We start from the raw sequence: 22518 nt of genomic DNA, 5'->3' as shown, positions 1-22518 counted from the left end.
CTCGGGACAAGTCCTGTATCGAGGAAAGTCGCTACCCCAGAGTTCAGCCCGCTGGACGGGCGGTGCCATCGGATTACTCGAACTTCAGGCGCACCCGCAAGGTCATTCCCTAGGTCCGCACCAGCGGTCAACCGTCCATAGCCTGGAGATAATCATGAACGCCGTAGAGCTGCTCAAACAGGACCATCAGGTGGTCAAGCAACTGCTGGAAAAACTCGTCGCCACCACCGAGCGCGGGGTCAAGACCCGCCAGGATCTGCTGCACAAACTGCACCTCGAACTGGCGGTGCACACCGATATCGAGGAACAGATCTTCTATCCCGCCTACGAGAAGGCCGGTGGCCGCGAGGAAGGGGTGATGTCTGCCGAGGCCAAGGAGGAACACCGCACCGTGGATTCCCTGGTGCTGCCGGACCTGGTCAAGACCGACCCGGCGACGATCAACTTCGCCGGCCGTGCCAAGGTGCTCAAAGAGCTGCTGGAGCACCACATCGAAGAGGAAGAGAAGGAGATGTTCCCCAAGGCCGAAAAGCTGCTCGGGGCGCAGAAGCTGGAAGAGCTGGGCAAGCTGATGGAGGAGCGCAAGCGCAGCCTCAAGCAGTCGCTCAGCCGCCAGGCCGCCTAGGCCGGTTCGGGCTCGCTCCGTACGGAGCGGGCCCGGGTTTCATCCAGCACCTGATCGACCACCGCCGCCAGTGCCTGACGTTGCCCGATGCCGGTGCTGCGCACACCTTCATATAACGCCAGCTGGCGCTCCGCACTGCTACCGTGGCGCAGAATGCGCCGGGCCTGCTCGAACACTTCGCCATCGCCGAACGCCTCGACCCAGGGGCCGATCCGCTCGCGCAGCTGCGCCAGCCAGTCCAGCGCGCGCAGTGCACTGCGGCCATCCATATCGAGAAAATGCGCCGCGCCACCCAGGCGCCGGGCGCGCCAGTAGTTCTCTTCCAGCACCAGGCGCTGCAGGCCCATGTCCGCCGGATCCTTGGCCTCGATGGCCCAGGCCACCAGGCCACGGAACAGCCCGGCGATGCACAGCACGTCCGCCACCCGCGGGCAGGCGTCGGCGATCCGCAGCTCCAGAGTGGGGAAGCGCGCCGAGGGGCGGATGAACCACCAGACATCGCCGCGCTTGCGGATCGACTCCGAGGCCAGCAGCAGGTCGATATAGGCCTGCAACGCCGGCTCGTCGGGCAACGCCTCGGGAATGCCCATGCGCGGCCACTCCCCGCACAAGGCGCGGCGGTAACTGAGCAGGCCGCTGCGCCGGCCATTCCAGAATGGCGACGAGGCGCTTAGCGCAAGCAGCAACGGCAGCCAGGGCAGCACCCGGTTCATCACCCGTACCCGATCGACATCCGCCGGCACGCCGACATGCACATGCAGGCCGGAGAGCAGGCTGCGCTGGGCCACGTCACGGTAGTCGGCGAACAGCTGCGCGTAGTGCGGCGAGTCGGTGGCCAGCTGCTGGCGCCAGTCGGCGAAGGGATGGGTAGCGGCGCCATACAGACCCAGCCCATAGCTTTCGGCGATCTCGGCCAGACGCTGACGGCCATCCAGCAGACAGGTGCGGGCGCCGGCGAGGTCGTGCAGCACCGGCGTCACCAGTTCGATCTGGCTGCGGAACATCTCCTCGGCCAGGCGCTGGCCGAAAGCCCGGCGGCAGGCTTCCACCAGGCCGGCGGGGGGCTGGGCCACCACATCGCGGCTGCGCGGGTCGACCAGAAGGAATTCCTCCTCGATGCCGAAAGTGGGGGCAGAGCAGTGGTCAGGCATGGCGATCTACCGGGTCTAGTTCCTTCCCAAGGGACGGCCCCTGGCTTCGCCGAGTTCAAGTAACCCGCCAATCCTGTTGGTGGAATCTTTGCGACGCACCGGCACTCCCACTGATACCAGGCATCGCGCGAGAACCCTGCCATGAGCATGACCACCACTGCACCACCCCCTACCTGCCCGCTGAGCGCGGTGGATTGCCACCCGGTGCGCGACACCTACGAAGCGCTGCTGCGAGGGCCGGCCGATGCCGCCAGCCTGGCGCGGGCGGGGGACTTTCTCGACACCCAGCTGGCCATGGCCGAACGCCTGCCCTGTGACTTGCCGAGCGATCCGCAGCGCCTGCTGGAGTGGGTTAGGGCTGGCGCCAAACGCACCACCGAGGCCTACGCCGAGTACCTGCAAGCCCGCAAGCGCGGCGAGCCGCGCCGTTACTTCAGCTGCCGCGCCCATGCCTTGTACTTCCTGCGTGGCGTGGCACCGACCAAGCTGGTGGACGGTGCCTGGCTGTACGGCCTGCTGCCACACTGGCACGAGCTGCGCTTCCAGCCGCTGGTGCAAACCTATGTCGAAGAGCTGGGCAGCGGCCAGCCGGCGCAGAACCATGTGCTGCTGTATCGCCGTCTGTTGGCCGAGCACGGCTGCGACGAGCTGAGCGGCTTGAGCGATGCCCACTATATCCAGGGGGTGCAGCAGCTCGCCCTCGGCTACCTGGCCGAGCGCTATCTGCCGGAGCTGATCGGCTACAACCTGGGCTACGAACAGCTGCCGCTGCACCTGCTGATCACCACCTACGAACTCGGCGAGCTGGGCATCGATCCTTATTATTTCCAGCTGCATGTGACCATCGACAACGCCGCCAGTGGCCATGCCCAGCGCGCCGTACAGGCGCTGCTGGACAACCTGCCGGTGGTCGGCGATCGCGACGAGTTCCTGCGCCGCGTCAGCCTTGGCTACCGCCTCAACGAACTGGGCCGCGGCACCAATGCGGTGATCGACGAGTTCGACCTCGAGCGCGAGCTGCTGGCCATGTTCGAGCGCAAGCGCCAGGTCGCTGGGCGGGTGCATTCCGATCACTGCCGCATCGACGGTCGCACGGTCAACCAGTGGCTCGGCGCGCCGGGCCGCATGGGCGACTTCCTCGCCGCGCTGCAGGCGCGAGGCTGGATTCGTCGCAACCAGGATCCGCAGGACAGCCACTTCTGGCAGCTGATCGACGGCCAGAAGGCGGCCATGTTCGGCGTATTCAATCCCTACGAACGACAACTGCTGCACGACTGGATCGCTGGCGAATGGCTGGGTGAGGAGGGTGCGTCGATCACTCAACGCCAGGAAGCGCCACAGGAGACGGGTGAGGGTGATTTCGCCAGCGAGACCCGTGCCCTGCTGGCGGAGCTGGAGCAGCTGTCCACCGCGCAACGCAGCGCTCGGCTGATCGAGCTGATGTCGCCGGCCTTGCATCACACACCGGCCGGGCTGCTGGCCACGCGCCTGTTCGCGGCGAGCCACCGCTGATCATGGGCCGGGTCAATCGCCATCTGCTGCGTCTCGGTCAGGCCCTGCATGCCCGCGCCTATCACTTCACCACGGTGACGCCGCTGACCCACAGTCGGGTCAATGCGCGCGTGGAAAATGCCTGGGCGAGCGATCTTGCCGGTGTGTTCGGCTGGAGCCGGCCGTTCCAGCGCGAGACCATCGGCGACGAGCTGTTCGGTCTGCTGGACAGCGCCAACGCCTTGCTGGAAACGCCGAACGGCGGCTGGCTCAGCACCGTGCGCTGGTCCAGCCTGGGCGGCGAGCTGTACGTGCACTCGCGTTACCCGACCGAGGAGGCGGACGCGGTGTTCTTCGGCCCGGACACCTATCGCTATGCCCAGGCCATCGAACAGCATCTACGGCAACAGCCCAATCCAATGCACCGGGTCGCCGATATCGGCTGCGGGGCAGGGCCGGGCGCACTGCTGGTGGCCCAGGCCGATAGCATGGCGGAGGTGTTCGCCCTCGATATCAATCCGCTAGCCCTGGAATACACCGAGGTCAATGCGCGCCTGGCCGGCATCGGCAACGTGCGCGTGCTGCGCAGCGATCTGCTCGACGCGGTCAGCGGTCAGTTCGACCTGATCCTCAGCAATCCGCCCTACATGCTCGATCCGCAGCAGCGCCCGTATCGCCACGGCGGTGGCGCGCTGGGTGCGGAACTGGCCCTGACATTGATCGATGCTGCGCTGCCACGCCTGGCACCGGGCGGTAGCCTGCTGCTGTACACCGGCGTGGCCATGGTCGCTGGGCGCGATCCGCTGCTGGAACACTGCAAGGCTTACCTGGCCGGGCAGGACTTTGTCTGGAGCTACCGCGAAATGGACCCGGACCTGTTCAGCGAGCAGCTGCTGGAGCCCGGTTATGAGGCGGTCGAGCGTATCGCCGCGGTAGTACTGACCATCACCCGCAGCTGATCGCGCGGAGAAGCCAATCGATGAATGCAGAGGAATCCCGCAGCAGAACCGAGCCGGTACGTGAAAACATGCCGCTGCAGCTCAGGGTCTGGCGGTTAGAGCGGCTCGGCTGGTGTTGTCTGCTCGCCGTTGTCCTGCTGGCCCTGGCCGGGGTATTCGGCAAGGGACCACTGAGCACGGCCAAGGCCAGTAGCGCGGACGGACGACTGCAGGTGGAGTATCAGCGCATCGCCCGCAACGGCGCGCACTCGGAGTTGTTGATCCACGTGCAGAAGGCAGGGGAGCGCCAGCTGGAGATCGACCTGAGCGGCGATCTGTTCGACGGGGTCAGCATCGAGGCAATCGAGCCGCAGCCGCTGCGTAGCGCGACGTCCGACGGTTCCGGCCAGCGCCTGCTGGCAGCTGCCGATGGCCAGGGCAGGGTACGTCTGCGCCTGCATCTGCGCGCTGAGGGCGTCGGGCGCTACGGTGCCCGCATCGATTCCGGTACGCAACATGTCGCGTTGCGGCAACTGATCCTGCCCTGAGGCTCGCCCATGGACGCCGTACTTCGCGCCGCCGCCATCTACCTTGCCCTGGTGGTGCTGTTCAAGCTGGCCGGGCGCCGCTCGCTGGCCCAGCTGACCACCTTCGACTTCGTGCTGCTGTTGATCATCGGCGAAGCCACGCAGCAGGCGCTGCTCGGCGAGGACTTTTCGCTGACCAACGCGTTGCTGGTGATCATCACCCTGATCGTCCTCGATGTGGGCGCCTCGCTGCTCAAGCGTCATTCGCAGCGTTTCGCCGCACTGCTCGACGGCACGCCGACCATCGTGGTGGAGCACGGCGTGCCGCTGGAAAAGCGCCTGGCCAAGTCGCGCCTGAAGCTAGACGACATCATGGAATCGGCACGCGAGAGCGGCATCGAGCGGCTGGAGCAGATCAAGTTCGCCATCATCGAACGCAACGGCAAGATATCCATCATCCCGCGGGAAGACTGACCAGGAAAAACCTTGAACCAGAGCGGAACCGGACCAGTCAGCTGATCAGTGCTGATACGTCAATTCGGTGAAACCACGATGATCAAGAAATGCCTGTTCCCCGCCGCGGGCTACGGAACCCGCTTCCTTCCCGCCACCAAGTCCATGCCCAAGGAAATGCTGCCGGTGGTGGATACGCCACTGATCCAGTACGGCGTCGAGGAAGCCTACCAGGCCGGGTTGACGCAGATCGCCATGGTCACGGGGCGCGGCAAGCGCTCGCTGGAGGATCACTTCGACATCAGCTACGAGCTGGAGCACGAGATCAGCAACACCACCAAGGAGAACGCCCTGCGTGGCATTCGCCGGCTGATCGATCAATGCACCTTTTCCTATACGCGCCAGGTCGAGATGAAGGGCCTCGGCCACGCCATCCTCACCGGCCGCCCGCTGATCGGCGACGAGGCCTTCGCCGTGGTGCTGGCCGATGACCTGTGCCTGAACCCCGGCGGCGATGGTGTGCTGACGCAGATGGTCAAGCTGTACAACCAGTTCCGCTGCAGCATCGTGGCGATCCAGGAAGTGCCGCCCGAGGAAGTCTCCAAGTACGGAGTGATATCCGGCGAAGCCATCCGCGACGATATCTTCCGGGTCGATCGCATGGTGGAGAAGCCACGTCCGGAAGATGCGCCCTCGAACCTGGCGATCATCGGCCGCTACATCCTCACGCCCGACATCTTCAAGCTCATCGAACAGACCGCACCGGGCAAGGGTGGCGAGATCCAGATCACCGACGCCTTGCTGAAACAGGCCCAGCAAGGTTGCGTGCTGGCCTACAAATTCAAGGGCCGACGCTTCGACTGCGGCGCCGCGGAAGGCTATGTCGAGGCGACCAACTTCTGCTTCGAGCACCTGTACAAGCCCGCCCACGAAAAGCCGCAGATCAAGGTGGCGAGCGAACCGGCTGAGCTGGAGACCTCCCCGGTGGCATAGCGCGGGCTATGCCATTGCCCGCGTTGCGGGTATCTAGAAGCCGCTCTCTCGAAGCAACACACCTGCGGTGTAGATCGCCATTTCGCCGAGCAGGCTGCGCTGGCGGCCGTCGATCTGCAGGTGGCCTAGGGTCTCACGCGGGCTGCCGGGAGGGGCGTCCAGCTGGATCAGCACATGGAACAGCGGGGTGCTGGGTATCAGGCCGTCGCCTTCGCGTGAGGTGGTGATGGGGCCGCCCAGCTCGGCGGCCAGCATGCGGTGGCTGAGGCGGGTGACCTGGGTGCTGGCGACCTCGAGCACGCGGCCGACGATGGCGATGGGCTGGCCGCTGGGGTAGAAGCGCACGCTGTCACCGGCGCTGAGCAGGTGCACCTGGTCCTGTTTGACGTAGGCGTCGACCTGCCAGCTGGACGGGTCGATCAATACACCTATCTGTTCCTGGCTGCCGATCCACTGTCCGGCCTGCCACTGCGGGTCCGTGTCCTGCCAGCGTCCTGCGAATGGCGTACGGAGCACCAGGCGCTGTATCTCGGCCTGGGCCGAGCGAACCTGCTCCAGCTCCACATCCAGGCGCTGCTCGGTGCTGCTCTGTTGCTGCAGGCCCGCCGGATCGGCCAACAGGCCGCCGAGGCGGGCGCGATAACCATCAATATTCGCCTGGTTGGCTTGCATGCGCGCGGCGATGTCAGGTTCGTCCAGCACCGCCAGGGTTGCCCCAGCTTCCACCGTGCCGATTGGGTGAACCTTCTTGAGCAGCGCGGGGTAGGGCGAGAACACCCGCAGCTGCTGGGCTGCGCGGGCAACGCCATCGGCCTCGACCTGGCTGTGCCAGGGCAGCGCCAGCAGAAGCAGCGCCGCCGCCGCTATGCCCCACAGCAGGTAGCGACGGCGGCGCGGGATACCGGCGCGTGCCGTCCACCAGTGCTCCAGCTCGCGCCAGACCGGCATTACGACGAACCAGGCGATCTCCACCAGGAACAGGAAGATGCCCAGCGCCTTGAAGAACATCAAGTAGACGGCCAGGGCAATGCCAAGGAACAGCACCAGGCGGTACATCCAGGTCAGTACTGCGAAGGTCACCAGCAGGCGCCGCTGGTTGTCCGGGAAGTGTTCCGGCCAGGGCTCGTCGAGGCCGAGCAGGCTGCGGCGAATGCTCACCCGCGCCAGCGCCGAGGAGCGCTCGTGCAGGTTGGGAAAGTCCAGCAGGTCGGAGAGGATGAAGTACCCGTCGAAACGCATGAACGGGCTGAGGTTCAGCGCCAGCGACAGTATCCAGCTGGTGGTTGCCAGGTAGAGCAGGGCGTTGCGCAGCATGCCCGGTTCGCTCAGGGCCCAGCCCAGGGTGGCCAGGCCGGCCAGGGCCAGCTCGGCGAGGATGCCGGCGGAGGCGATGGCCAGGCGTTGGCGTGAGCTGCGCAGCCGCCAGCTTTCGCTGGTGTCGGTATAGAGCATGGGCCAGAGCACGACGAAGGCGATACCCATGTGCGCCACGCGCAGGCCGAGGCGCGTGGCCACCAGGGCGTGGCCGAGTTCGTGAATGGTCTTGGCCACCGCCAGGGCCAGGGCGAAGCTGAGCATGCCATCGAGCGAGAAGGACTCCAGTACCGCGTGGGCGAAGCTGTCCCACTGCTGCAGCACCAGCATCACGCCGAGCGCGCCGAGCAACAGCACCAGCCAGGCGGCGAATGGGTGGAACAGCCAGTCCAGGTGCCCGGCCAGGCGCTGCAGATGTTGTTGTGGATGCAATAGCGGCACGCGGAAGAACAGGTAGTGGTGCAGCCACCATTTCCAGGTCAGCCATTGGTTACCCTCGCTGCGTGTGCGCAGGCGGGCGATTGCCGCGGCGTCCGGGCGCAGCAGCTGATTGTGTTCGAGGAACTGGCGCAGGCCGAGTACCTGCTCCACCTCGGGTTGCAGCGGCGTCTGCTCGCCGATCTGCTGGCAGATCTGCCGGGGCGTCTTGCCCCAGCGCAGCAGGCACTCGAACTCCAGCCAGCCAATGCGGTAGAAACGGTTGACCACGCTGTCGTGGATCATCCAGCAGGGTTCGCCGCTGGGCCCGGGATTGCCCTCGCTCAGGCGCAGATCCTCGCGCAGCGAGGGTGTCGGCAGGTCGGCCGGATCCAGCATTACCAGCCGCTCCAGGCGCGCGCCGCGGCCAGGGGGCGGCGCAGCAGGTAGTAGCCGAGCGGCACCCGATCGCCATGCAGCTTGGCGGTGCCATAGAGACCTAACCGGGCATGTGCGGGATGGCCGTCGATGCTGGCCAGCAGGCGGTAGGCGGGCACGCCGTCGTCTCCCGGCTTGGCCTGGTAACTGGTCTCCAGAATCTCGCCCTCGAGAGGTGCCAGCGGATAGGCGGTGAGGAATAGGGTGACGGGGGCACCGGCGTCCAAGGCGATGGCATCGGCTACCGGCAGGCTGATGCGCATGGCCGGTTGCTCGGGATCGGCAACCTGCATGATGCGCTCGCCGATGCTCACCGGCTTGCCCAGCCAGTCGTTGGGGTCGCCGAACACCGCCACCCCGCTGCGCGGCGCCAGTACCTGGGTGCGCTCCAGTTGCGCCTGGATCGCCGCGAGTTCGGCACGGCGCTGCTGCGCACGACCGCCGAGCAGGGTCAGCTCGGCCTTGGTCTGGGCGTTGTCGAAGGCACTCTGGCTGGCGGCGATCAGCTCCGCATCGGCCACCGCCACTTCCTTGCCTAGCACCTCGGCACGGCTGCGCAGGCTGGTCTCGTCCATGCTCAGCAGCAGGGTGCCGGCCTGTACCTGCTGGTTGGGCCGTACGTGGATGCTGGCGATCACGCCGTCGATGGGGGAGCTGACGATCTGTGCCTGGCGCGATACCACCTCGGCAGGCGCCAGTACCGTCTGTTGCACGGGCAGCAATAGCAGCGCCGCCAGCACGGCCAGGGTCAGCACGAGCTGCTTGCGACTCGGGCGCCAGCGCAGCAAGCGGCGCTGGCGGGTGAGGTTGGCCCAGCAGTAGGCCCAGGTCTGCCACAGGCCCTGCAGCAGTTCGGGCAAGGGTTCGGGCGGTGGCGCCTCGAGCTGGAACAGCAGCAGGCCGAGGCGGGTACCATCGCGGTCGCGCAGGGGCACGCACCAGATGCCTGGCGTCCACCACTCCTGCCAGCCCTCGGCGATCTCGGTGGGCGCGTCGCTCTGGTCCCGGTTCAACCACAGCGGCTGGTCCCCGGTCCGCTCGACGAGCCAGCTTCCGGCGCGATTCAGCCAGACCAGGTAGGGGGAGTCCTCGGTGGGCTTGGCCAGGCCGGAAATGCACAGCAGCTCGACCTTATCGCCGCGCTGGGCCAGTACCAGTGCCTGGTGGAAACGCAGCAGAGGATGCAGGTCGTTGGCCATGGAGAAGGCCAGGGCGTTCAGCGAGTCGGCGGCCAGGGCGCGGTCACGCAGGGCCGCCAGGCTGAGGAGCAGCTGCGGGTGCGGCAGGCGCTCGCTCATGGATTGTCCGCGAGACGTGCCACGCCGCTCATGCCGGCGATCAGTTCGGGATGCTCGGCGTCGAGCGTGGCTTCCAGCTCCACGCTCTGGGCCACCGCGTCGACCCGCGAGTTGATCGCGCTGACCTTGGCCGCGTAGTCCTTGCCGGTCTCGCTGATATTGATCTGCAGCGGGCTACCCAACTGCAGGCTAGTCAGCAAGCGTGACGGCACGTTCATGCGCACCTTGAGCGTGCCGGCACCAACCAGGTCGAACAGCGGGGCGCCGGCGCTAACGGTCTGATGCGGCTTGGCATGCACCTTGGCAATGCGCCCGGTAAACGGGGCGACGACCTTGCAGTAGCTGACCTGGGTCTGCGCCATGCTGCGCGCGCCGTCGGCCTTTTCCACCTCGGTGGCGGCCATCGCCACCTCCAGGTCGCCTACCGCGTCGAGCTTGCGCAATTGACGCTTGGCCTCGAGGTTCTGTTTGGCCATGGTCAGTTCGGCGTTGGTCACCTTGGCGCGAGCCTGCCCCTCGCGGCAGTCGAACTGGGCCAGCAGCTTGCCCTTGTCGACCGTTTGGCCGAGCGAGGCGTGCAACTCATCCAGGGTGCCACCCATCTTGCTGGAAAGGGTGGTCTCCACCTCGGCCGCCAGCAGCACACGGATCGCCGCGGGGTCGGTGTACAGGGCGCCGGTATCCACGGCGAGGGCAGAGTGGGAGACGAACAGCAGCGGCAACAACAGAGGAGTCTTACGGCTGGACGGCATTCGCACTTCCTTGTGTGGTGGCGAGCAGGTTCTGCTTCTGCTGGGCCTCGACGGTGTTCTGGATCTCGCGGGCCAGGGTCTTGATATCGTGCTGGTCGATGGCCTCCGGCAGCACGTCCAGGCCGACCGAGTTGTACAGGCGACCCCAGGCGGCCTGCGCGCTGGAATAGGCCGCCTCGCGTTGGTAGCGCGACAGCAGATAGCGGCCCTCGGCGCGGATCACTTCCAGTTCGGAACCCAGCGAGCTGCTACGAGCGGCGCGGGCATAGTCGAGCAGGCCTTCATCGACGCGCAGCCCGGCCTCGGAGAACTCCACTTCCTGCTGCGCCAACTGGTAGCGCAGGGCGCCGACGCGCACCTGGGTCAGCACGGCCATGGACAGTGCCACGCGTCGTGCATCGTCGGTGCCGCCCTGGCTGCCCTCGGCGTCCAGCAGGGCGGGAAGCTGCAACAGGCGCAGCAGGTTGAGCGAGACCTGTACGCCGGTTTCGGACCAGTGATTGTTGTACAGGTACTTGTTGGAGTCGTACTGATAGCCCCAGTTGAGGCTGACGTTCGGCCACAGCTGGGTCTTGGCGATCTTCAGATCGTTTTCGTTGACCCGCTTGCGGTACCACTCCTCCATGATCTCCGGGCGATGTTGCAGAGCGAGGCGTTCGAGGCGTTCGATATCCACGTCCAGCGGCGGCATGCTTGGCTCGTCCTGCTCCACCAGCTCCATGCGGCTGCCCGGCGGCAGGGACATCAATGCGGCCAGCTCGGCCTGGGCGAACTCCAGGTCCTGACGGCGTACGGTGAGTAGCGAGATGGAGTCGAGCAGGGCGCGTTGATAGGCGAGGATTTCCTGACGCGGCAACAGCCCCTTGGTCTCGGCCTGGCGGGCGGCGTCCAGCGCCTGTTCGGTGCGCGCCAGCAGGCGATTGACCTGGGGCAGCAGGCGCTGGGCACCGAGGGCTCGCCAGTAGGCGTTGCGTACGTCCTGCAGGACGTTCTGCGCCACCTTGCGCCGGCGCTCCTCGGCCATGAGTATCTGGTCGCTCTTCTGCTGGGTGCGGTAGTAGGCCATGCCGAAGTCCAGCAGGCTCCAGCTCAGCCCTAGGCCGGCAAGGTCGCGGTAGCGCTCCTGCGAGGTGGAGGCGCGCAGGCTTTCTTCGCCGTCCTCGATGCCGATCGAGGTGCCGCCGGAGTCGTTGTTACGCCCGGAATATCCGGCCGAAGCTACCAGGCGCGGCAACATCTCGTGGCTGGAAACGTCACGCAGGTCGGCGGCCAGTGCGCTCTCCATCAGCTTGAGACGGTAGTCGAGGTTGTACTTGAGGGCCCGCGCCGCCGCCTCGTAGAAGGTAATCGGACCGCTCACCGGTTCTTGCTGGCCGTACATCTGCGCGCGGTCGTCGAGGATGCGCTCGTCTTTCTCTTGCTGGCTGTAGGGTTGCGGCACCAGCGCCGAGCAGGCGCTGAGCAGCAGGGTGGAGGCGATGGTGAAACTCAACGCTTTTGGGGTGGTGCCGGGCATGGAGAGTCCTTTTCCTGTCAACTGCGCGGAGAGGTCTGCGCCAGCGGGCTGAGCCGCTTGGCAGCGGCTGCCAGCTGCTGCTGGAAGCTGCGCGAAGCCTGGGACTGCTGTTCCGGCTGTTCCTGCTCTTGCGGTGCCTGATGCATGCGCGTCATGTCGGCAGGGTCGCTGGCGAACAGCGATGGATCGCTGAGCAGGCCGTCGGCTGTCAGGTCGATGCGGCCCTGGCGGGCGAGAATCCAGTCCAGGTCCAGTTCGCTGGCAAAGCGGCTGCGCTCGACCATTTGCTCGACGAACTGGCCCGGTACCGCGGGAACCTCCAGCGACTCGCTCTCGACGAAGGACGGCCGCGCCAGCCGCAGATTGCTGCCGTCTGAGCGCCAGCTGCGCACCTCATCCAGCTCGCTGTTGGCCCGCACCACCGGTGTGACGTAGATCGCCGGCTCGAAGGCAAGCTGGGTCGAGACCGGGTTCTGCCCGGTGTGCTGATAGGGGTGCCAGCTATCGGCGTCATCCAGGCCGCCATCGTCCGGCGGCGGGATATAAGGCGCGGCGATGTCCAGGTCAATCACCAGTTCGGCCAGATCGGTGGCCCCGGCGAGGTCCTGCATGGTGTAGGTGAATACGTCCTGCAGCACCTGTCCGAGGCCGGCCGCGGCCAGCACCTCGGGGTTGCTCATGTCGATGCTGTAGCTGTAGCTGCCATCGGCGTTGATGACCAGGGTGCCGTAGCGGCCGACCAAGGACTGGCCGACGCCACCCGCAATGCCAGCCTCGCCCTCGGCCCCCGTGCGGATGCCAATGACCTGGAAGCGCTCACCGCCGTCCACGTCGCCGTCGTTTGGCAGCACATTGCCGGTGGCCTGGGGCGCACGGACCTGGTCACTGGCAACGTTGCGGTCGTTCTGTGCCAGCGGGTTGTCGTTGGCGCCCTGGATCAGCACATTGAGGCGTGCCGTGGACTCCAGGCCTGCGGTATCGCGCATGCGGTAGGTGAATACCTCGCGCAGGGTCTGGCCGGCGGTGCGCAAGGCCTGTACTACGGGATCGGCGTTGTTCAGCAGGTACTGATAGCTGCCGTCGGCGTTCAGGGTGAGGGTGCCGTAGCGACCCTGTAGCACCTGGCCGGCACCGGCGCTGTTGCCCAGCTCGCTGGTGGCGCCCAGGACCTGCTGGGTCTCGCCGTTGGCAACGCTGTCCACGTCGGTGTCGTTGCTCAGCACATTGCCGGTCGGGGCGGTGCCAGGCGTGCCGTTGGCTATGCCGCCAGCCTCGACAGCCGTGGCGTCGTCGTCGACGGCGATCGGAGTGTCGTTACGGCCGTCGATGGTGATCACCAGTTCAGCCAGGTCGGTATAGCCGTAGATGTCCTCCACCGTGTAGGTAAAGGTGTCGGTCAGGGTCTGGCCGCTAATGCGCAGGGCCTGCACGGCGGGCAGGTCGTTGTCGAGCACATAGTTCCAGGTGCCATCGGCGTTCAGGGTCAGGTCGCCGTACTGGCCGCGCAGCACGCTGCCGAGCGTACCGCTGGTGCCGCTGCCGCCCTCTGAGCCAGTGCGCACGGCGGAGACGATCAGCGCGTCGCCCTCGGTATCGGTGTCGTTGGTCAGGACGTTGCCGGAGGGGTCGCTGCCTGGGGTAGCGTTGTTCAACCCACCAGCCTCGATGGCCGTACCCTGGTCGTCGTTGCCCACCGGTGCGAAGTTCTGTCCGCGGATGATCACGGTCAGCTGGGCCAGGTCGGTCAGCCCACCCTGGTCGCGGACTTCGTAGGTGAATACCTCGGTGACGAAGCCTCCCGGACCGAGCGCCTGGATGTCCGGGTGGGACGAGTTGATGGCGAAGCTGTAGCTGCCGTCCGCATTGATGGTCAACTGGCCATAGTTGTTGTCGCCGGTCAGTGCCACGCCAACGGTACCGGCGCTGCCACTCCCGGCCTCGCTACCGGTGCGGATGCCGCTGACCGCCAGCTGGTCGCCCTGGTCGATGTCGCTGTCGGCGGGGAAGAAGCGTGAGTCGGTGATCACGTTGCCGGTTGGGCTGCGCCCAGGGTCGCTCGGCGACGCGGCCACGCCATAGGCCAGGTTATCCCCTGCCACCGGCGCATCCCAGGCGCCCTGGATACTGACATTGAGCTGGGCGTTGTCGGTCAGCCCGGCCGTGTCGCGCATGCGGTAAGTGAAGGTGTCGGTGAGCGACTGGCCGGGACGCAGCTGCTGCACGGCCAGCAAGCTGTTGTCCACCTGGTACAGGTAGTTGCCGTTGGCGTAGACGGTGAGGGTGCCGTACTGACCCTGGATCACCTGGCTGCCGCTGACATTGGTGAAGCTGCCGCCAGCCGCCTCGTTGCCGGTGCGGATACCGTTGATGGTCTTGCTGTCGCCGGCATCCACGTCGCTGTCGTTGTCCAGCAGGTTGGCGAAGCTGCCGGGGCTGTTGATCGAGTCTGGGTCCACACCCGGCGTACCGTTGTTGGTGCCACCGGCCTCTTGGGCGGTGATGTTGTCGTTGCCGGCCAGCGGAGCATCGTTGGCGCCGGAGATCACCACCATCAGTTGCGCTGCACTGGTGCCGCCGCGGCTGTCGCGCACCGTGTAGTTGAAGGTCTCGTTGAGCTGGTTGCCGCTCAGACGCAGGGCCTGAACGGCCGGCAGGTTGTTGTTGACCACATAGGTGTAGCTGCCGTTGGCGTTCAGGGTCAGGGTGCCGTAGGTGCCGATCAGCGCCTGGCCAACCGTACCGCCGCTGATGGCACTGACGCTCAGGCTGTCGCCGTCCGGATCGCCGTCGTTGCTCAGCACGTTGCCGCTCGGGTTGGTGCCAGGCGTCTGGTTGTTGACTCCGCCGGCTTCCACCGCCTGGGCAGTATCGTTGACCACCACCGGTGCATCGTTGACCCCGCTGATGGTGATGGTGAGTTGAGCCAGGTCGGTCAGGTTGCCGTTGTCGACGATGCGGTAGGTGAATACATCGTTGATCGTGGCGCCCGGGGCCAGGGCGCGGACCGTGGCATTGTTGCTGTCCACGTCGTAGCTGTAGCTGCCATCGGGGTTGATGGTCAGGCTGCCGTAGAGCCCGGGGACCACGGTGGCGCCGCTGACGCTGGTGAGGCCGCCGCCGGCCGCTTCGCCACCGCTGCGGATGCCGTTGACCAGCAGTTCGCTGCTCGCGGGGTTGTCGATGTTATCGACGTCCGAATCCGTGCCGGGGCTGTCGGTGATGACATTGCCGGTGGCGAGCACCTCGGGAATGCCCAGGGCCACCGAGCCGGCCTGGGCGGTGTCGCTGTCGTCGCGTGCGATCGGGTTGTCCTGGTTGCCCTGGATGGTGATGGTCAGGCTGGCCAGATCGCTCAGGCCGCCGGCGTCGGTCACCGCGTAGGTGAACGCTTCGGTCAGGGTATCGCCGATGGCCAGGGCCTGGACGGTGGCATTGCTGTTGTTGATGACATAGCGGTAGCTGCCGTCGGCGCCGATGTGCAGGGTGCCATAGAGACCGACCACCTGGGTGCCGTTGGCACTGGTGGTGCCTGCGGGCACCGCCTGCGCCGGGCCGGTCTGCCCATCGAGGATGGCACGTACGCCGGAAACCCGTTTGGTCTCGCCATTGGCTGCGCTATCCACATCGGTGTCGTTGGGCAGCACGTTGCCGGTGGCATCGGTGCCACCGGAGCCATTGGCCACGCCGCCGGCCTCGATGGCCGTGCCGACGTTGTCGACGCCTACCGGGGTGTCGTTGGCGCCGCGGATGGTCACGGTCAGGGTAGCCGTGGCGGCGGCCAGCGCGCTGTCGTTGATGGTGTAGCTGAAGCTCTCGCTGAGGGTCTGGCCACTGGTGCGCAGGGCTTGGACCAGCGGGTTGCTGTTGTTCACCACATATTCGTAGCGGCCGCTGGCATCGATCTTCAGGGTGCCGTACAGACCGACCAGCTCATACACGGTGCCGTCGTCAACGATGGCCTGCACCACGTCGTCGCCGCTACCGGCGCCCTTGAGCGCGGTGACCGACACCACGCTGAGCACATCGCCGTTGGTGGCGATGTCGACGTCGGTATCGTTGGCCAGCACGGTGCCGCGCGGATCCACGCCGAGGGTGCCGTTATTGACGCCGCCGGCCTCGGTGGCCAGCGCGCTGTCGTTGACCGCCACGGGGGCGTCGTTGACCGCGGTCAGCACGATCAGCACGCTGTCCTGGTCGGTCAGGGCGTCCTCACTGGTCTCGCCGGGAATGCCATCTCCGTCATGGTCGCCGAAGTTGCCCTGGTCGTTGGTCAGCACCGTGAGGGTGTCGTTGCCGTTGTAGTTGAGGTTGCCCAGGTAGCGCAGGTTGGCCAGCGCCGTGTTGAGAACGGCCTGGGTGCCGGTCAGCACCATCTGTGCGCTGTTGGCGCCGCTGACGCTGACCCCGGCCGGCGTACTGGACAGCGACAGGGTGCCGTGCAGCACGCGGAGGGTCACAGTAAGGGTACGGCTGGCGCTATTAGGGTCGCGGTCGGCATCGACATCGGCCACCGAGATGCCGCCAATGCTCAGCGGCGTATCTTCCGAGCCGTTGCGGGTGCCGGGCACCGTGTTGACCGGCGCATCGTTCTGCTCGACGTAACCGGCGTTGGCGGCCTGCTGCACGCCCTCGCCGAGGGTGACCAGCACCTGGCCGAGAGTGCCGCCGTCGCTGTCGATGCGCAGGCGCAGGTCGCCCACCGGCTGCGTGTAGGTGAGGGTGCCGGTGGGCACGTCGATACGGTAGATGCCGCTGGGCAGCACGCCGAAGCGGTACTGGCCGTTGCTGTCGGTGGTGGCGGTGAAGGTGGCGTTGTCGCCGGTGGTGGCCAGATCGCCGTCGGCGCCGGCCCAGACCAACGTCACAGTCTGCCCGGCCAGGCCGGTGCCATCGGGCGTGGTGCTGGCGGTTGCACTGGCGGTGTCGTTCCACAGGGTGCCGGCGATGATACCGAGCCCGGCACCGGAACTGAGCACATAGTCGTTGACCCCGCCGGTGCCGTTGCGCTCGCCGCTGGTGCCGCCGTCGCTGCCGACGTTGCTACCGCCCCAGCCCGTGAAATCCTCCGGCAGACTGGACCAGCGCAGGCTGGCCAGGGCGTTGTTCTGCGCGACCAGGGCGTCGTTGGGCACCGTCACCTGGTAGACCACGCGCACCTGGGTGCCCTCGTCCAGCTGATCGAAGTTGACCGTCAGCCCGCCGCTCTGGCTGAAGCTGATGCCATCGGCCGGCAAAGCGCCCGGCAGGTAGGTGGTGCTGCCCACGGTGATGCTGGTGAGGCTGTACCCGGAGCCGCCGGGGAAGGCGTCGGTGAGTACTGCGTTATAGGCTGGCACGCCGCCGTTCTGGGTGAACACCACGGCCACGGTGGCGGTGCCGGTGGCGCCGGATGGATTGGGATTGAAGGCGGTGACCGTCTTGTCCATGCCGGTAAAGCCGGGCTCGACGATGTCCTCGTACAGCGTCGCGCTGCTGCCGATCTGGGTGGTGCCGTTGCCCACGTAGTCGCGGGCGGTAAGGCCCAGCTGGTCGCCGGCCTGGTTCGAGGCCTGGTTGCTGACCCGTACGTTGAACTCGATGGCCACGCCCTCGAGGTTGCCGTCGTTGAGGTCGTTGTTGGTCAGGTTGCCGAAGCTAAAGGTGACGGTGCGGCCGTCGGCGGAAATCGAGATCTGGCTGGAATTCAGCACTGCGGTGAGAGAGTTGGCCAGGGCGGGGTCGAGCGGACCGGCCTGGGGCAGGTTCTCGTCGCCACCGAGTTGCGGATTGCCGCTGCTGACCAGCGCGCCACCCAGGCTGCTGGTCAGGCCGGTATCGGAGATCAACCCCACCAGCACGTTGTTGAGGTTGGCCGGAATGAATTCCAGGCCATCGTCCAGGGTCAGGCGGATCTGGTAACCGGTACGCCCGCCCTCGGGAATCACCGCCACCACCCGGTAGCGCACGATCTCGCCGATGGTCGCCTGTTCGTGGGCGCCATTGGTGGGAATCACCGCGGGCGTGTCATCCAGGCCGCCGACCCGCGAGATGCGCAGGCCTTGGGTCGCCGGAATGACCAGGGTAGCGCTGTGCCGGTAGTCGTTGAGCGTGCCGCCATTGAGCGCCCCGTCCACGCCGGTGCGCTCGCCGCTCGGGTCGGCGGTACCGCCGACGCTGCCATCCAGGCTGGTCCATTGCGCCGTGGCGGTGTTGCTGAAATTGGGTGCCAGGTTGGCCGAGGCGTTCACCGTGCCGCGCACGGTCAGCACGATGCTGTCGCCGGCGGCGATGTCGATATTGGCGCCGCCGACGCTGCGCAGCACGTATTGCCCGCCCACCAGAGCAACCTCGAAACCGGCGATGGGCGCGGGCGTGCCGTCGTCGTACTCGGCGCTGACCAGCAGAAGGCCGTCCAGCTGGGTGGGCAGGTTGTCCAGCAGTGTGATGTCGAAGGCGTCGTAGCCGCTGTTGTTGGCGATGGTGATGGTGAAGTCGATCACCGAGCCCAGGTCGAAGCCGACAATCGGCGGCACCGTGACCAGCTGCTGAGAGACGCTGAGCACCGGCTCGCGCACGGTGATGGCCGGCGTGCTGGTGTTCTCCACGCTGCGCTCCAGTGCGGTGCTGCCGTTGGCGATGTCGCCGTCCGGGTCGCTGTAGGTCAGGCGCGCATCGTTGGTGCGGGTGACACCCTCCTGGTTGCTGCTGGTGTTGTCGGCCACCAGGCGCACACGGATGACGAAGCTATTGTTGTTGCCATTATTGTCCGCCGAGGCGCTGGCGGCGCTGAAGGTGAAGCGTGCATCGACATCCTGTACGCCCAGGGTGCCGGAGATGCCGGTGAGCGTGGGGGTGGATATGCTGCCGGCGAAGTTGGCCGCCAGCGCGCCGCCGGCGGTGGTGATGATCTGGTAGCCGGTGCCATTGAAACTGGTATCCAGGCGCATGCCGGGCGGAATCAGGTCGTCGATGCGCAGGCTCTGGGTGGTGCCCTCGGGCAGGGTCACGACGATGTCATAGAGCATGCTTTCGCCGACCACCAGATTGGCCCCGGTGGTATGACTGGCGCTGGAGTCGCTGTTGTCCAGGCTGCCTCCGGCGAACACCAGATCGACGTTGGGCGCGGCCACCTGCTGGCCAGCGGTGTCGCTCAGGGGGCTGCCGGCGACGAAGTTGTCGCCGCCCTCGGCGCTGGCGTAATGGGTCAGGCTGGCACTGCTCTGCAGGGTGCGGCTAGCGGCGATGCTGTTGCTGACGCTGACGTCATAGGTGATCACCACCAGGTTGGCGCCGCTGGTATCGGCGGTGGTGCCGGAGCGACCTGCCAGCAGGGCGCCGACGCCGGCGCTATCGACGAAAGTGATGGTATTGCCACTGACGCTGTAGTCGACGCCGGCCTGCAGCAGGGTACCGTCACCGCGGTAGATCTGCAGGTTGGCGTTGGCCAGGCTGCCGCCGACGAAGGACAGTCCGGAGGGCAGGGTGATGCTGGTGGCCACGTCGAAGGCATTGCCACCGCCGCTGTTCTCGATGGCCGTGGCCAGGCGCAGCAGGTCGCCGCCGTCGATGCCGCTGACGCTGCCATTGATGTCGCCAATGTCGGTCACGCTGTTGCCCACGCCGAAGGGTGGTACGCCGCTGGTGCCCGGTGCGCCCCAGGTACCGGTCGTGCCGCTGACCGTGCCGCCGCTGCTGGAGACCACGCCGTGGCTGATGTTCAACACCGGTTCGGCGATGGAGGCGATCACCGCCACGTCGGCCGAGCTGAAGCTGGTCTTGCCTTCCAGGGTGGTGGTCTGGCTGGACTGCGCCAGCACGTCGAACTGGCGATTGTCGGCGAAGGGCTGGTCGCCGACGCGCAGGGTGAACTCGATCTCGATGCGACTGCCGGTGGTGATGTTGTTGGCCTTGACGTAGCTGCCCAGGTCGAACACCACCGAGTTACCAGCGCCGTTGCTCACGCTGATGCTGCCATCGGCATTGGTGTTGCCGCTGCCCAGTACCCACTGGCCGACATTCGCCTCGCCGCCGCTGCCGAGTTGCCAACTGATGCCGCTGACGTCGAATAGCGGCAGTGGCAGGTAGGCTGTGAGCTTGAGGTTTTCGTAGTCGCCGGTCACCAGGTCGTAACTGAGGCGGAAGGTCACCTCGTCGCCGGGCTTCAGCTCCACGCCAGGGGCCGGGGCGCCGCCGTCATTGAGATCAGCCAGAACGATGTCGATGTTGCTCTTCGGTACCTCGCTGACGGTGCTGGAGTCGTCGCTCTCGGTGCTGCCGGTGAGGTTGATGAAGTCTTCGAGAATGGTGGCGGTGACCGTGGCGTTGTTGCCAAGCTTGTCGCCCTCGTTGATCTCGCTGTGCGGGTTGCCGGCCGGTGGGGTGTAGCTCTGGCCGACCACTGCCAGATAACTAATGACTGCCGTGGTGGCGCCCTGCAGGACACTGTCGAAGGCCAGGTCGCCATTGAGCCAGCCGCGGTCGGCGAAGGCATTGAGCAGCGACTGGCCGATATCGAAGGTGAGCGAAGTGGTGCCATTGGCATTGACCACGCTGGAGGTGACCAGGGTGATGACCTGGCTACCGCCATTGAAATTCAGGGTCAGGGTCGGCGTGCCTTGCAGGGTCTGCCCATCGCCCAGGGAGTCGGCGACGGTGAACTGGCCCTGTTCGAAGAAGTTCTTGCCGAAGGCGAAGTAGTCGGAGATGGCGATATTGAGATCGTATTTCAGGGTATCGCCGGGCGTCACACCACTGTTACCGGCGTTGACCTGGATGCTGACTTCCTTGACCAGGGTGATGGACTTGGCGACGAAGCTGACACTGCTGCCGGTACCGCTGAAGTCGATCTCGGTAGCGGGCGGGGTCAGGTCACGGCTGTCCAGCGGCACCCATTCGCCGGTGGCGCTCGGCGCACCGAAGGTGATGGTGACATCGTCGCCGGTGACCGGGTTGAGTACTGGCTGGCCGTCCTGGTCGGCATCCGGCACGAAGAAGGTCACGGCGGTGCTGGTCGCCCCGCTGAGGCTCGCATAGGTGATGGTAAAACTACTGATATAGAGGTCGTTGCTCAGGTCGGCGTCGTTGTTCAGCGCCAGAGCGGCGGCAATGACCGCGGCATTGGTGCTGGTGCGGCCATCGTGCAGGGTGATGGAGGTGATGGTGCCGCCGGCGCCGGGAGTGATGCCGGTGACGATGACGTTGCCCGGGATCGGCTGGGTGACCACCACGTCGGTCAGGGTCTGGCCGCTGGCCGGCGTCACCGTCAGCTCGAGGGTACGCTCGAAGTTGGGGCCGGTGGCGGTCTCGCCCTCGGGAGTGATCACCGTCTGGTCGAAGGTGAGCACGCTGGGGCGCACCACGAAAGACTGGCTGCCTGCCTCCAGCAGGCTCGGGTCGCTGGCTGGGTTGTTCAGCGAATCGTTGCCGTATTGGAAGCCGCTGCGGGCGCGGATGGTCAATTCCGGCGTGCCGTTGGAGAAGCTGGTGTCGGCCAGATTGCTGAGCGCGGCGGTGATCTGCACGCCAATGGTCGGCTGGCTCTGGTTGACGCTGGCGAAGGGCAGCTCGATCACCACCAGTTGATCGCCAGCACGCATGCCGAAGCTGGCTGCGTTGATCACCAGGGGCGTGCCGCTGGCATCCACGGCCAGGGGGTGGGTGGCCTGGCCGTTGGCATCGAAGGTGATGACGTGGGTGACCAGCGACTGGCCCAGGTAGCTCGCCGAGACGAAGGTCACGCCATCGTCCGTGGCGCCGCCTGCGCCATCCTTGCCGGTGGCCGGCAGGAACAGGTCAATGAAGGGCGCGAAGCCGGTCTGGCTGGAGCTGTTGGTGAAATTCACGGTGAAGGTGAAGTTATTGCCCAGCAGCACGTCGCTGCTGCCGACCGGCAGACCGGTGGTGGGATTGGCGTTGGCCAGCAGCTTGTCGTAGCCGCTCAGCGCGGCGTCACTCAGGGCGATGTGCTGGTCGATGTCGCCGCTGCGGACCTCCAGTTGCCAATCGCCACCGGCGCCGGTGGCACCGGTGTCGTCGTCGGAGGCGGCGACGTCCGCGCCGGTCCAGCGTGCCAGCTCGGCCACCAGGGTCTTGCCCGCTTCACCGGCGCCGAGGTTGCAGCCATAGAGTTGAATGTCCGCGCGGCCGCTGAGGTTGTCGCGCCACTGCTGCAGTACCTCGCCGAACTGGCCGACATTGTCGCTGCTGAGGGTGGTGCCACCGAGGGTGAACTGGCCGGAACTGCCGTGGGAGAGGATCTGGATCGAATCGACCTGGCCGAGTGCTTCCAGAGCCTGTTCGATGGCAGCCAGACCATCCTGGCCGGCCTGCACCACCAGCGCCTTCACGCCGTGCGGCAGTTGCTGAACCAGTTGCTCACGATTCTCCACCCGGCTGTCGATCACCAGCAGGTGACGGGGGGAGGATTGGGCGGAGGCTGGTGGCTCGGACGGGGCAGGGTGATGGTCGATGCTGTCGGCCGGTGCAGGAGCGTTGTCATGTTGCTGCTCGACAGCGACAGCCGCCGCACCGTCGAACAGGATGCGCGGCTCCAGCGCCAGCGCCAGGCCCTGTGGTCGGAAGAGTGAACCGGTATTTTTACGGACACCTGACGTCATCGCCTCAACT

The 22518-nt window shown here is 66.3% G+C and carries 12 protein-coding genes; 6 read left to right on the top strand and 6 right to left on the bottom strand.

What is annotated here, in order from left to right; translation table 11 throughout:
- Positions 1-154 precede the first annotated feature (154 nt).
- Complete coding sequence (locus N7607_RS20970; protein ID WP_279868550.1) at positions 155-625, top strand: hemerythrin domain-containing protein; 471 nt, start codon at positions 155-157, stop codon at positions 623-625.
- Here the strand turns inward: N7607_RS20970 and N7607_RS20965 are convergent.
- Complete coding sequence (locus tag N7607_RS20965; protein ID WP_279868552.1) at positions 622-1776, bottom strand: carboxylate-amine ligase; 1155 nt, start codon at positions 1774-1776, stop codon at positions 622-624. The two genes, N7607_RS20970 and N7607_RS20965, sit on opposite strands and share 4 nt — an antisense overlap.
- A gap of 147 nt (positions 1777-1923) precedes the next feature.
- On the opposite strand from N7607_RS20965, the gene N7607_RS20960 reads away from it, so the two are divergent.
- The 5 genes from N7607_RS20960 to galU all read left to right on the top strand — a co-directional run bounded on the left by N7607_RS20960 (position 1924) and on the right by galU (position 6178).
- Positions 1924-3288 (top strand): iron-containing redox enzyme family protein, encoded by a 1365-nt coding sequence (locus N7607_RS20960; protein WP_279868617.1) that lies wholly within the window; start codon positions 1924-1926, stop codon positions 3286-3288.
- A gap of 2 nt (positions 3289-3290) precedes the next feature.
- The gene (locus N7607_RS20955; RefSeq protein WP_279868553.1) at positions 3291-4226 is read left to right on the top strand and encodes a class I SAM-dependent methyltransferase; all 936 of its coding nucleotides are present in this window, start codon (positions 3291-3293) and stop codon (positions 4224-4226) included.
- A gap of 20 nt (positions 4227-4246) precedes the next feature.
- Positions 4247-4753, top strand: a complete 507-nt coding sequence (locus N7607_RS20950; protein ID WP_279868555.1) for a hypothetical protein — start codon at positions 4247-4249, stop codon at positions 4751-4753.
- Between the two features lie 9 nt (positions 4754-4762).
- Positions 4763-5206, top strand: a complete 444-nt coding sequence (locus tag N7607_RS20945) for a YetF domain-containing protein (protein ID WP_279868556.1) — start codon at positions 4763-4765, stop codon at positions 5204-5206.
- A 78-nt stretch (positions 5207-5284) separates the two neighbouring features.
- Positions 5285-6178: a UTP--glucose-1-phosphate uridylyltransferase GalU gene (gene galU / locus N7607_RS20940; protein ID WP_279868557.1), complete on the top strand. Its 894-nt coding sequence runs from the start codon at positions 5285-5287 to the stop codon at positions 6176-6178.
- Between the two features lie 33 nt (positions 6179-6211).
- On the opposite strand, the gene N7607_RS20935 is transcribed toward galU, so the two are convergent.
- The 5 genes from N7607_RS20935 to N7607_RS20915 are packed head-to-tail and all read right to left on the bottom strand — an operon-like array spanning position 6212 to position 22508.
- Entirely contained in the window at positions 6212-8308 is a 2097-nt protein-coding gene (locus tag N7607_RS20935) for a site-2 protease family protein (RefSeq protein ID WP_279868558.1), read from the bottom strand.
- On the bottom strand, positions 8308-9645 hold the full coding sequence (locus N7607_RS20930) for an HlyD family efflux transporter periplasmic adaptor subunit (protein WP_279868559.1): 1338 nt from the start codon (positions 9643-9645) through the stop codon (positions 8308-8310). Before N7607_RS20930 ends, N7607_RS20935 begins: the two co-directional genes overlap by 1 nt.
- The gene (locus N7607_RS20925; protein ID WP_279868561.1) at positions 9642-10397 is read right to left on the bottom strand and encodes an efflux RND transporter periplasmic adaptor subunit; all 756 of its coding nucleotides are present in this window, start codon (positions 10395-10397) and stop codon (positions 9642-9644) included. The genes N7607_RS20930 and N7607_RS20925 overlap by 4 nt, the downstream gene beginning before the upstream one ends.
- Positions 10381-11913, bottom strand: a complete 1533-nt coding sequence (locus N7607_RS20920) for a TolC family protein (RefSeq protein WP_279868563.1) — start codon at positions 11911-11913, stop codon at positions 10381-10383. Before N7607_RS20920 ends, N7607_RS20925 begins: the two co-directional genes overlap by 17 nt.
- Before the next feature lie 17 nt (positions 11914-11930).
- Entirely contained in the window at positions 11931-22508 is a 10578-nt protein-coding gene (locus tag N7607_RS20915; protein WP_279868564.1) for a VCBS domain-containing protein, read from the bottom strand.
- Positions 22509-22518 lie beyond the last annotated feature (10 nt).

It is taken from the genome of Pseudomonas sp. GD04019, assembly GCF_029837695.1.
Lineage (GTDB): Bacteria > Pseudomonadota > Gammaproteobacteria > Pseudomonadales > Pseudomonadaceae > Aquipseudomonas.
The sequence above is the reverse complement of the archived record's forward strand: the minus strand, read 5'-3'. Positions and strand labels throughout refer to the sequence as shown.